This window comes from Enterobacter sp. Taxon_2, from assembly GCF_058355295.1.
The window spans coordinates 2307775-2319149 of sequence record NZ_CM178024.1 but is presented as its reverse complement, the minus strand read 5'-3'; the positions used below and the strand labels follow the sequence as shown (position 1 = coordinate 2319149).

At 56.7% G+C, this 11375-nt stretch carries 9 protein-coding genes; 6 read left to right on the top strand and 3 right to left on the bottom strand.

Features of this window, described 5'->3' with window-relative positions; genetic code table 11:
• Positions 1 to 56 precede the first annotated feature (56 nt).
• Positions 57 to 1394: a TolC family outer membrane protein gene (locus AC4IC4_RS11020; protein ID WP_491472757.1), complete on the bottom strand. Its 1338-nt coding sequence runs from the start codon at positions 1392 to 1394 to the stop codon at positions 57 to 59.
• Between the two features lie 739 nt (positions 1395 to 2133).
• On the opposite strand from AC4IC4_RS11020, the gene AC4IC4_RS11015 reads away from it, so the two are divergent.
• Together AC4IC4_RS11015 and AC4IC4_RS11010 are read left to right on the top strand one after the other, a co-directional pair.
• Positions 2134 to 2877 carry a DeoR/GlpR family DNA-binding transcription regulator gene (locus AC4IC4_RS11015; RefSeq protein WP_491472756.1) on the top strand — a complete coding sequence of 248 codons (744 nt, stop codon included), beginning with the start codon at positions 2134 to 2136 and terminating at the stop codon, positions 2875 to 2877.
• 13 nt (positions 2878 to 2890) lie between these two features.
• Positions 2891 to 3958 (top strand): oxidoreductase, encoded by a 1068-nt coding sequence (locus AC4IC4_RS11010; RefSeq protein WP_491472755.1) that lies wholly within the window; start codon positions 2891 to 2893, stop codon positions 3956 to 3958.
• Positions 3959 to 4047: 89 nt separating this feature from the next.
• Here the strand turns inward: AC4IC4_RS11010 and cybB are convergent, their stop codons facing one another.
• Positions 4048 to 4578 (bottom strand): cytochrome b561, encoded by a 531-nt coding sequence (cybB, locus tag AC4IC4_RS11005; protein WP_032647085.1) that lies wholly within the window; start codon positions 4576 to 4578, stop codon positions 4048 to 4050.
• A gap of 189 nt (positions 4579 to 4767) precedes the next feature.
• On the opposite strand from cybB, the gene gap reads away from it, so the two are divergent.
• Entirely contained in the window at positions 4768 to 5769 is a 1002-nt protein-coding gene (gene gap, locus AC4IC4_RS11000; RefSeq protein ID WP_032647083.1) for a type I glyceraldehyde-3-phosphate dehydrogenase, read from the top strand.
• A 472-nt stretch (positions 5770 to 6241) separates the two neighbouring features.
• Here gap and AC4IC4_RS10995 read toward each other — a convergent pair whose 3' ends face one another.
• Positions 6242 to 7036 carry a YdcF family protein gene (locus AC4IC4_RS10995; RefSeq protein ID WP_491472754.1) on the bottom strand — a complete coding sequence of 265 codons (795 nt, stop codon included), beginning with the start codon at positions 7034 to 7036 and terminating at the stop codon, positions 6242 to 6244.
• Between the two features lie 203 nt (positions 7037 to 7239).
• On the opposite strand from AC4IC4_RS10995, the gene AC4IC4_RS10990 reads away from it, so the two are divergent.
• From AC4IC4_RS10990 to AC4IC4_RS10980, 3 genes are read left to right on the top strand one after another with little or no spacing between them, the layout of a single operon-like run.
• Positions 7240 to 8892 carry an MFS transporter gene (locus tag AC4IC4_RS10990; protein WP_491472753.1) on the top strand — a complete coding sequence of 551 codons (1653 nt, stop codon included), beginning with the start codon at positions 7240 to 7242 and terminating at the stop codon, positions 8890 to 8892.
• Positions 8893 to 8914: 22 nt separating this feature from the next.
• Positions 8915 to 9994: an HlyD family secretion protein gene (locus tag AC4IC4_RS10985; protein ID WP_032647076.1), complete on the top strand. Its 1080-nt coding sequence runs from the start codon at positions 8915 to 8917 to the stop codon at positions 9992 to 9994.
• Positions 9994 to 11373: an efflux transporter outer membrane subunit gene (locus AC4IC4_RS10980; protein ID WP_491472752.1), complete on the top strand. Its 1380-nt coding sequence runs from the start codon at positions 9994 to 9996 to the stop codon at positions 11371 to 11373. The genes AC4IC4_RS10985 and AC4IC4_RS10980 overlap by 1 nt, the downstream gene beginning before the upstream one ends.
• Positions 11374 to 11375: the final 2 nt, after the last annotated feature.

The window sequence follows — 11375 nt, the reverse complement described above, 5'->3', positions numbered from 1 at the left end:
GGGAAAAAACACCCATTATTTTCAGACTTATTTTTGCGCAACACTGCGCGTCTTTTTTAACTCAAGTCAGGTAATTTTGCGGCAGCGTTTTTCTCTATTCCAATAAGCGGCATTAAATTATCAACCGCGGAAGCATAATTAATTGCCGAACTCCAGCCATCATACTCAGCGATTATTTTCGCTGATGTGGCCTGCCAGACATCCTGCTCAACGCTGAGCAAATCATTAATGCTCCGCTTGCTCAGGGTGTATTCATTTTTATAAACATCGCGGGCGCGCAGCGCATTTTCCAGCTGTTGCTTTCCGGCCTCCATTCTTCCCCGTGCACCGGCCCAGTCCGCCTGCGCGACGGAGGCTTTTTGCAGGACATCGAAACGCGCCTGATCGACCTGGGACGAGGCCATGGCCCGTGCGCCTTCCGCCTGCCGAACGCGAGCGGAAACCGCGCCCCCCTGATACAGCGGAGCATCGACATTGAGCTGTATCTGGTCGTCCCAGTATGAACGGTTGTCCGATTCATAACGGGTGCGCCCCCCTTTCAGGCTTAACGTCGGCCAGTGCTGGGACTTCGCCGTTTCCACGCCATACTGAGCCGAACGTTCCATGTTCTGCGCGGCCATCACAGCCGGTATTAACGAATAATCAATACGGTTGAGCGAATCTGGCTCAACCGCGAGGTTCGCAGGCACTGGCGAAAAGTTATCTGCCTGCATGCCGGTTAATACAGCAAGCCTTGCGCGGGCGCTGTTTAAGGCGGCGTGATACTGCGCGACCGTCGCCTGCATGCCGGCAATACGCGTGCGGGTCTGGAGCTCATCGGAGGTCGAACTCACGCCCGCGTCAGCGCGCAGCTTCGCCAGTTGCTCAACGTTTTTAAGCGCCAGGACATTCTCCTTTGCCGCCTGCAGCAGATCGGAATAGCGTTTGACCTCTACATAGCTCAGCGCTGTTTTTTCCGCCACGTCAGAGAGCGTGCCCATCAGCTGATAGCGGTAGCTATCACGCTGGGCGGAAGACTGGCTGATGCTGTTATTGGTCTTACCAAAATCGTACAGCAACTGCGTCAGGCTCAGCCCCCAGGCGGCGGAGTTCTTCAGCGACCCGCTGGAATCGGTGGTCTGGCTGTGCCCTGTACTTCCGTTCAACGATATTTGCGGCATCCAGCCGCTGCGCGCTTCATCTATTTGTGCCTGGCCAATACCTAATTGCGCGGCCTGCTGACTAATTGATGGATCGCGATCGATAGCAAAAAGAATACTTTCTTTTAAGGTTGTGGTTGCCACCGGGGCAATTCCCACCTGACTACTATTGGCGTACGCCGTATTTATGGCTAATGAAATGAATGCCAGTGCTGCTGTAAATCGGCGTAACATAGGCTTTCGTAATATCGTCATGTTATCTCCCTGACTCTGAGTGATACTCAAGCAAATACCCAAAAAGAGGTACAGATAATTAGACAAATATCTTATTAAGCTACCATGCTGAATTTTAGGTAATAATCCCCATACCCATTTCCATTGGAGATGAGATCTGCCTGCGTCTTATTTCAATTAAGAATTTACTTATTTCTTAAACTGGTTAGCAGCATAACAAAATGTGGTATAGCCCACTACACCCACAATGTTAATGTGGTGTTACAAGTAAGAAAAAACATGGGGTTTCTGGACAAAACTCTAAAAGTCTCCTTTCAGATGAAACATATAAACCTCCTGTTATCTAAGGAAAATTCTTAATTCTTTCTGTGCACATTTTTGCGTTAATTTCATAGCGGGTCAGACACAAAGATTTTCAAAGAAATGTCAATTTAAGTAACCAAAGGGGTATATTTAAAATTAAAAGCTTTTAAAAAACTAATTAAAGCAATTAAAAACTGCATTATTTTAATTTAACAGCATTTAAAACCACACAATGACAATACGTTGGTTACATAGCCCAAATCGTTAAATAAAACATAACAATAACATTGTGATTAACATTCAAAACGGCTTCCTTATACCTGCTTAATAAAATTTTAATAATCACCTATCTGAATCATCACACCGCTGTACATCGTCATGACCACAATCCTCTTCTCTCTGCGTCAAAATGCTGTATTATGCAAACTATTGCGACATTTTGCAGGAATGTACTCCCATGCACAAAACCGCTCGTCAACGCTACGTCCTGGATATCCTCAGCGAGCATGGCCAGGCCAGCATCACCGACCTGGCCGAAAAGCTGCAGGTTTCAGCCGATACTATCCGTCGGGATCTGACCGACCTGGAAAACCAGGGCCTTGCGCAGAAAAACCACGGCGGAGCCATCGCGCTCAACCTCTCCGCCATGAACCGTCAGGGCCGCAATACGCTGCTGCCAGAGACCAAACAGCGCCTGGGTAAACAGGTCGCACAGCGGGTTCCACCGGGTTCCACCCTGTTTCTGGATGCCGGAAGCACGGTGATGGCCGTCGCCACCTTTCTTCAGGGGCCGCTCACCGTCATTACCACATCGCTGGATATCGCCCAGAACTTTAGCGACCGGGAAGACGTTGAGTTGATCCTGCTCGGTGGAAAATGGGACCACAAGCAGCGCCTGTTTGCCGGCAGCGCCACACTGTCTTTACTGTCCCGCTATCGGGCAGATATCGCCATCCTCGGGGCATGCGCCATTCATGCCGAACTGGGGTTGAGCGCCGGTAAAGAAGCGGATGCCGAGGTTAAACGCGGGATGCTCGACGCCAGTCATGCGCACTGGATTGTCGCGGATCACCTGAAAATTAACCGCTGCGAGCCGTATCTGGTATCCGGGTTATCCAGTATTCAACAACTCTTTTTAGATCGTCCCTGGCCTGAGCTTGGGGACCATAGCGCACTGCAGGTCACGGTGTGCGCGAATTAACGTGGAGAAGGTCATGAGTAACGTTCAAACAATCAACATTGCGCTGATCGGGTATGGATTTGTCGGTAAAACCTTCCATGCCCCGCTGATCCAGTCTGTGGACGGGATTAAGCTGGCAGTGGTCTCTTCTCGTGATGAAGAGAAGGTTAAACGCGATCTGCCGGACGTACAGGTGGTGGCGACACCGGAAGAGGCCATTCAGCATCCTGATATCGATCTGGTGGTGATTGCCTCCCCCAATGCCACGCACGCCCCGCTGGCGACGCTGGCCCTGAACTCGGGTAAACACGTGGTCGTGGATAAGCCTTTCACCCTCGACATGCAGGAAGCCCGCGACCTGATTGCGCTGGCGGACGAAAAGCAGCTGCTGCTCTCCGTCTTCCATAACCGCCGCTGGGACAGCGATTTCCTCGGCATTAAGCAGATTATTGAGCAAGGCACGCTCGGCAAGGTTAAACACCTGGAGTCGCATATTGACCGCTTCCGCCCGGAAGTGCGCGTGCGCTGGCGCGAGCAGAACGTCCCCGGGAGCGGCTTGTGGTTTGACCTGGGCCCACATCTTATCGACCAGACGCTACAGCTCTTTGGCCTGCCGCAGTCCGTTCAGGGGAATATCGCGACGCTGCGCGACGGCGCAGAAATTAACGACTGGGCGCACGTGGTCTTAAACTACCCGGAGCATAAGGTGATTCTGCACGCCAGCATGCTGGTGGCTGGCGGTACGGCGCGCTTTACCGTCCACGGGGACAAAGGCAGCGTGGTGAAGGCCAGAATCGATCAGCAGGAAGCGCAGCTGCTCTCAGGGGTGATCCCGGGCAGTGAAACCTGGGGCGAAGACAGCGACAGTATGGTGTTCTTTGGGGCTGACGGTGCACCACAGACGATCCCAACCCCGAAAGGCGATCAGCGCCAGTATTACATCAACGTACGTGATGCGTTACGCGGGAAAATCACCAACCCTGTCCACCCTGTTGAGGCGCTGGCGGTCATGGCCGTGCTGGAAGCGGCGGTGAAGTCGTCGGAGACGGGGTCAACGCAGGCGCTGGCGTTAAGTGCCGAAGAGCGTGCTCTGTTGGGTTAAAAACAAGCCGGGTGGCGCTGCGCTTACCCGGCCTACGATTCAGAGCCGTTTGTAGGCCCGTGCAAGCGAAGCGCCGCCGGGCGAGAAGACTACGAACGCTTTTTCGGCATCATGCGCAGAAGAGTATTATCTTTCCAGAAATAGTGATGCATCAGCGCCGCCGCCGCGTGCAGGCCAATCACAAAATAGCCCAGGTTTGCCAGCGTCTCGTGCCACGCCTTCAGCGTATCCACCAGATCAAAATTGGACTCCGCCGCATGCGGCATCGCCAGGCCAAAGGCAAACCAGTCGCTGCCCCGGTTGTACATCATCACAATCCCGATCAGCGGCAGCGCAATAAACAGCAGATACACCACCAGATGCCCCAGATGAGACATCCCCGTCACCATCGCTTTTGGCTTCGGCTGAATCGGGGGCGCACGGAATTTCAGGCGAACCAGCAGACGCGTCACCATCAGCACCAGAATACCGATCCCGCATGACACGTGGATCATATTGATCGCCGGACGCGCGGTGCGCGGGAAGAAACCTTTGAACTCCATGGCGCAGTAGGCGACGATGATTAACAGAAACACCAGCCAGTGGATGCCGATTTGCAGGCTTGTATATTTAGTGCGCATGTGATTTCCCGATTAAAAACAGTTACCGCGCCAACATAATCCCCTTTCCTTAAAAATTCATTAACTTTTCTGTATGGTTTTTCAAATACTTCCTCCCGCATGAAGCATCTTCAATTGCCGCCCTGCCCGTGATGGTCTAAGCCTGGATGAGTTCAAACTGTCGCATCGACACGTTTACAGGAGAACACCATGAGTAAAATTGGCATTAACGGCTTTGGACGCATTGGGCGCCTTGTCCTGCGTCGCCTTCTTGAAACCCAGGACAGTAATACCGTCGTCGCCATCAACGACCTCACCTCCCCGAAAGTGCTGGCCTACCTGCTCAGACATGATTCCAACTACGGTGGCTTCCCGTGGAGCGTGGATTTCACCGAGGATGCGCTGATTGTTGACGGTAAAACCATTGCGGTGTACGCCGAAAAAGAGGCGAAGCACATTCCGTGGAAATCCGCCGGTGTGGATATCGTCGTGGAGTGCACCGGCTTTTATACCTCTGAAGAGAAATCACGGGCGCACCTGGATGCCGGCGCGAAGAAAGTGCTGATCTCCGCGCCTGCGGGTGACATGAAAACCATCGTCTACAGCGTGAATGACGACACCATTGACGCCAGTGATACCATCATCTCCGTCGCCTCCTGCACCACCAACTGCCTCGCCCCGCTGGCCAAAGCCCTGAACGATGCGTTTGAAATTAAGGTGGGCACCATGACCACCATTCACGCCTATACCGGTACGCAGGCGCTGGTGGATGGCCCGCGCGGGAAAGATCTTCGCGCCTCGCGGGCGGCGGCAGAGAATATCATTCCCCATACCACCGGTGCCGCCAAAGCCATTGGTCTGGTGATCCCTGCGCTCAGCGGTAAACTGAAAGGCCACGCGCAACGCGTGCCGGTTAAAACGGGTTCGGTAACCGAGCTGGTGGCCATTCTGGGCAAGAAAGTGACCGTTGAGGAGATCAACGCCGCGCTGAAAAAGGCGACGCAGGGCAATAAATCGTTCGGGTATACCGATGAAGAGATTGTGTCGTCCGATGTGATTGGCTCACATTATGGTTCGGTGTTTGACGCCACGCAGACGGAAGTGTCAGAAGCGGGAGAGCTGCAGCTGGTGAAAGCCGTCGCGTGGTATGACAACGAATATGGTTTCGTGACGCAGCTGGTGCGGACGCTGGATAAGTTTGCGGCGCTGTGATTCCCTCACCAAAGGCTGAGGGTTCCCAACAATAGAATGCCTGCACGGACGACCCCCTCTCCCTTGAGGGAGAGGGCTGGGGTGAGGGGGAACATACGGCTCTGGTGGTCATTCCGTTCACTTTATGTATCTTGCTACTCTGTAACGACACGACCTGTGAACGTGCCATGGCGGCTCAATCGCCGCCGCCCTGGCGACCCGGGCTCCCGGCGGTAAATCGCCGCTTCGCGGTACCCTCGGCTTATTCCTTCCGGCTTATCGGGTACGGGCGGAGGCAACGTCCCTGTAAAGCCCGCCCTCTCGGCGCATCCCTGCGCCTCGCCCCGGCCTGCAGGAAACGCCTCAGCGATTTACAGCCGGACCAGGGCGTCGCTGCAATTCATTCATTTTTCTTAAGCAACGTTCATCGCTTCGGGTTTAGAAATTACTGGGGGAACCCTCTCCCCAATGGGGCGAGGGAATTGTTCCGTGCTCAGCTGATTTTTCGCGCCACCTTCAGGACCGGGTCCTGCTGCAGCTGTCTCCATGCGGCGGTGACGGCCTCAGGGAATTCAACGTGCGTGATAAAATCCCGCCCGGCCGGGCCATAGCCGTTGGCGTCATCATACAGGCGCGGCAGTTCCCCCATAACCAGTGAAAGATAACGGTCAACGGGCCACAGGCCGGTGTTGCCCTCGCTGAATTCCACGCCCTCGTTACCGTTTTGCAGCGTCGGCGTAAACCCGGGATGGCTGACCCACTGCGGTGAAACGGGCTCATCCCGACAAACGCGGGCAAACGTCGCCATCGTGCGGCGCTGCATCGTGGGATCCTGTACCACCAGCACCCGCCCGCTCGTTCGATGGTGCTGCTTCAGCATGTTCCAGCTAAAGCGCGCGTTTTCACCGCAGTTGGTGGATTGATCCTCAACCCACAGATGCGCCTCGGGGATCTGCCAGAACGCCCGCGCAATGTCGGCGAGAATGCTGGCTTCCGCCCGCCCTTCGACTTGTAAGGTGTGATAACGCGGATGACTGCCGATAGCTGAATATAAAAACGCGGTTGAATGACCAATACCGCCGCTAATCAGAAGCGGGATGTTTCTCTGCGCGGCAATTCGACAGGCCGCCTCAATGGTCGGGATCACCGCGTTCCCTGCCAGGATCACCACATCGACGTCCAGGTGCTGGCGGCTGCCGCTCAGGTCGTCCTGCGCCAGCCATTCACCGACAGTATTAAAGGCCGCCAGCGTGGCATCCGGCAGGATGGGAAAATGGGTCTGTTCCATGATGAACTCCTTCTCTGTATCCCTTCAGGGTAGCGACTTCAGGTTCTCAACACAACGGCGACATCGGGCCGCTCTTTTTCCTTAAAATCCCCTTCACCATTTGATTAACATGCGTAAATCATATTCACTTGAATTATCATTTGCGGCAGACGTAGAATCGCTAGCCCGCTAATTATTCAACTATTTCTAAGGTAAACGACGTTATGCGCCTGCCCGAACGCGACCCTTATGCTCCTCGCGAGTGGCAGCCACATGAGAAACCCGCTCTGCTGGGTTCGCCCTCCACGCCCGAACACAGTACGCCAAAACGCATTGCCTACGGCGTCGTGGGCCTGCTGGTGTGCCTGACGGGGGCGCTGGGAAATGCGGTGGTGACCGCCAACCTGCAAAATCTGCAGGGGACCTTCGGGGCCTGGTCGACCGAAATCGCCTGGCTGCCCGCGGTCTACGTCATGACCAACATCTCTATCAACCTGCTGCTGGTCAAATTCCGCCAGCAGTACGGTCTGCGCGCCTTTACGGAAGGTTTTCTGGTGCTGTACGTGCTGGTCACCTTTTTCCACCTGTTCGTGAACGACCTCAGCTCGGCGCTGATGGTTCGCGCCGCGCACGGGATGGTAGCCGCCGCGCTCAGCTCGCTGGGGATTTACTATCAGATCCAGGCCTGGCCGGCGAAGCACCGCCTCAAGGCGCTGACCATCGGCATCACCGGATCGTCACTCGCCATCCCGCTGGCCCGCCTGTTTTCGACCGAACTGCTTCAGCTGGACGAGTGGCGCGGGCTCTATTTCTTCGAGCTGGGACTGGCGCTGATCTCCCTGGCCTGCGTCATCGCCTTAAAACTACCGCCGGGCGACCGGCGCAAGGTCTTTGAGAAAAAAGACTTCATCACCTTCTTTTTAATGGCCCCCGGGATGGCCCTGCTCTGCGCCGTGCTCTCCTTAGGCCGTCTTGACTGGTGGTTCGAGGCGCCGTGGATCGGCTGGTCGCTGGCGCTATCGCTGGTGCTGATTGTGGCTGCCATCGTCTTTGAACATAACCGTGCCAACCCGCTGCTGAACACCCGCTGGCTGTCGAGCGGCAGCATCGTCCGTCTGGGGCTGATCATGCTGCTGATCCGTGTCGTGCTGGCAGAGCAAAACACCGGCGTCATCGGCTGGCTGCAGTATGTGGGATTACAGAATGAGCAGATGACCTACCTGGCGTGGTCCATTTTCGCCGGGATCGTCTGCGGGATTGTCACCAGCTGTCTCACCATCAAGCCGACGAAACTGGCGTGGCCAATCATCACCTCTCTGGCCCTGATGATTGTTGCCTCGCTGCTGGACAGCCAGTCCAACAACCTGACCCGGCCGGATCAGCTGATGCTGAGCCAGTTCCTGCTGGGCTTCGGCAGCGCCTTCTTCCTGGCGCCCGCCATGCTGGCCGCCATTGGCGGGGTGATCGCCGACCCGCGCAACCTGGTCAGCTTCTCGGTGATGTTTGGCATGAGCCAGAACCTCGGCGGTCTGCTGGGCTCCGCGATCCTCGGCACCTTCCAGACCTGGCGCGAGAAGTACCACTCCAGCCTGCTGGCGGACCAGCTCACCACGCTCAACCCGCTGGTCAACGAGCGAATTCAGCTTTATACCCAAATGTACAAGAGCCTGATTGGCGACAGCGCGCTGCTGGGAACCCAGGCGATAACGCAGCTGCAAACGGTCACCGCGCTGGAGGCGAATATTCTGGCTTATAACGATACTTATCTGCTGACGGCGAGCATCGCTGCCGCCACGCTGGTCTGGATTTTATGGCGCTTGCTGCGCCTGCGCATCACTGCCCGTCTGGCGCTGAAGAACGCCACCGGCAACAAATAATTAAAATATTTCTGGAGAGTTTATGAGTCAGCAGGATGCCGCCAAAGAGCAGGCCAACACCCGCAAAAATGTGCGCATTGTTTCCGTTTTCACCGCCGCTGCCATCGGTATTGTCGGCGTACTGGTGATCCTTTATGCGTGGCAGCTGCCGCCGTTCACCCGCCACGCGCAGTTTACCGATAACGCCTACGTGCGCGGCCAGACGACGTTTATCAGCCCCCAGGTGAATGGCTATATCACCGAGGTGAAGGTTCAGGACTTTGTGCAGGTCAAAAAAGGCGACCTGCTGCTGCAGATTGATGACCGCATCTATCGTCAGCGCGTACATCAAGCCGAGGCACAGCTGGCGATGAAAATTGCCGCCCTCAATAACAACCTGCAGCAGCGTAAAAGCGCCGAAGCCGTCATCGCAAAAAATGACGCCGCGCTGAAAAACGCCCGCGCCCAGAGCCTGAAAACGCAGGCGGATTTAAAGCGGGTGAAAGAGCTGACTTCAGACGGCTCGCTCTCGATTCGCGAGCGCGACGCGGCGCTGGCCAGTGCCGCCCAGGGCAGCGCCGACATCGACCAGGCGAAAGCGGCGCTTGAGATGTCGCGTCAGGATCTGCAGACGGTGATTGTCAATCGCGGTGCGCTGGAGGCGGATGTTGAAAACGCAAAAGCGGCGCTGGAGCTGGCGCAGATTGACCTGCAGAACACCCGCATTGTGGCGCCGCGTGACGGCCAGCTCGGCCAGATCGCCGTGCGTCTCGGGGCGTATGTGACCGCCGGGACCCATCTCACCACCCTTGTGCCCCCTCAGCACTGGGTCATTGCCAATATTAAAGAGACCCAGCTTGCGGAACTGCGCGTCGGTCAGCCTGTCAAATTCACCGTCGATGCCCTGAACGACAAAGCGTATCAGGGCCGCGTGGAGAGCATTTCGCCTGCAACCGGGGTTGAATTCAGCGCCATCACGCCGGACAACGCCACCGGTAACTTTGTCAAAATCGCCCAGCGTATCCCGGTGCGCATCGAGGTGCTCGGCAAGCCAGAAGATTCCGCGCTGCTGCGTCCGGGTATGTCGGTACAGGTGACCATTGATACGCGGGAGGCGAAGTAATGATCCTTCGCCCGATAGCCGCGCTGGTGGCAGCGGTCATGCTGGCCGGATGCCAGTCCGTCGACGTCAAACCGGCGCAGCCGACGCTGCACATCCCCACCCAGTGGCGAGCTGACGCCGGCCCTGCCAGCCCGGCGGAGCAGCTCTGGTGGCGCAATTTCCATGACAACCATCTCAACCGCTATGTGGACCAGGCGCTGCAGAATAACGGCGACGTGCTGATCGCCCGCGAACGAATTAACGAGTATCAGGCGCGGGTCTTCGCGGCCGACGGCAGCCTGTTTCCTTCGCTTGACGCGGGCGTAACGGGGACGCGCGCCCGTTCGCAATCCGCCGCGACCGGGCTGCCGGTCTACGGCACGCTGTACAGAGGGAGCCTGACGGCGAGCTATGACGTTGATATCTGGGGCGTCAACCGCAGCACGGCCAATGCCGCCGAAGCCTCGCTGGAGGCGCAAAAAGCCGCCGCCGCTGCCGCGGATTTGACCGTCGCGTCTTCCGTTGCATCCGGCTATGTCACCCTGCTCTCGCTTGACGAACAGCTGCGCGTGACGGAGTCCACGCTGAAATCGCGCGAAGAGGCATTTAACCTCGCGAAACGTCAGTTTGAGACGGGCTACAGCTCGCGTCTGGAGCTGATGCAGTCGGATTCCGAATTGCGCTCAACGCGGGCGCAGGTGCCCGTGCTGCAGCACCAGATTGCGCAGCAGGAGAATGCCCTGAGCCTGCTGCTGGGAAGCAATCCCGGCGCGGTGGCACGCAGCGAAAGCTTTGCGGCGCTGACGCCGCTGACGCTGCCGTCGCAGCTGCCTTCTACGCTCCTGAATCGTCGACCGGATATCGTTCAGGCCGAACGCCAGCTGGTGGCGGCGGATGCCTCGCTCGCGGCGTCACGTGCCAGCCTGCTGCCGTCGTTCAACCTGACCGCCACCGGATCGGTTCAGGATCGCACCCTTTCAGGCCTGCTGGACAACCCGCTTCAGCTCTGGAGCGTCGGGGGCAGTATTCTCGCCCCGCTGCTGAACCGCCAGGCGCTGAATGCGCAGGTGGATATTTCTCAGTCCCAGCGGAACCAGGCGCTGTACGCCTATGAAAAAACCGTGCGTAACGCGTTTGCCGAAGTCAACAACAGCCTTGATGCGATAAGTCGCTATCAGGAACAGCTGACGGAACTGCTTGCCCAGCAGGATGTGGCCCAGGAGACGCTGCGCATTGCGCAGAATCGCTATCGCAACGGTTATTCCTCCTATCTTGACGTGCTGGACGCGCAGCGCACGCTGTTCTCGGTTCAGACCAGCGTGGTGCAGGTGAAAAATAACCTGCTGCTGGCGCAGATTGATTTGTATAAAGCGCTGGGCGGCGGCTGGGTCAGTGCCTGAAA